The sequence below is a fragment of the Catenulispora subtropica genome (assembly GCF_039531675.1).
In the GTDB taxonomy this organism is placed as follows: Bacteria; Actinomycetota; Actinomycetes; order Streptomycetales; family Catenulisporaceae; genus Catenulispora; species Catenulispora subtropica.
In genome coordinates, this window is record NZ_BAAAQM010000148.1 from 1 (window position 1) to 508 (window position 508).

The following is a 508-nucleotide window of genomic DNA, read 5'->3' on the forward strand; positions in this document are numbered from 1 at the left end:
GCTCCCGGTCACGGTGCCGGCCCCGCCCAGGAAGGTCAGCGATCCGGTGGTGTCGATGCTCATGAGCCCTCACTCCTCGCCGGCCTGGCTGGTGGCCGTCGGCGGCTATGCCCCCATCGTCGGTCGCGGCGTCCGGGTCCGTCAGCGCCGCAGGGCCCGGTCGACCAGGGACCTTCGGCCCGGTGGGGAGGCCCGGGAGCCGGGGATGCTCACCCGTCTGGCGGGCGGCGGTGCTCGGACCCGCCGTGCGACGCCGCCGGCGACGCCTTACGGCCGGTGTCGTCCTTGACCCAGCCGAGCTCGTTGACGACGTCCACGACGCCGTCGGTGACCCGCACCAGACGCTCGACCAGCTCGGCGACGCTGCGCGCCTCGACCGTGCCGCGCATCCGCACCACTCCGTCGGTCACCGAGACGTCGACTTCGTCCGGATCTGTCCACAGCGTTCTGAGCAGGACGTCGTCGAGGATCTCCGTGCGGATCTCGGCGTCCGGGCGGGTGAACAGGC

1 protein-coding gene is annotated in these 508 nt (G+C 73.0%); it reads right to left on the bottom strand.

The annotated features are described in order from the left end of the window. Positions 1 to 209: 209 nt before the first annotated feature. On the bottom strand, positions 210 to 508 hold a 299-nt coding region (locus tag ABD466_RS44350), incomplete at its 5' end, for a BON domain-containing protein (protein WP_344663339.1).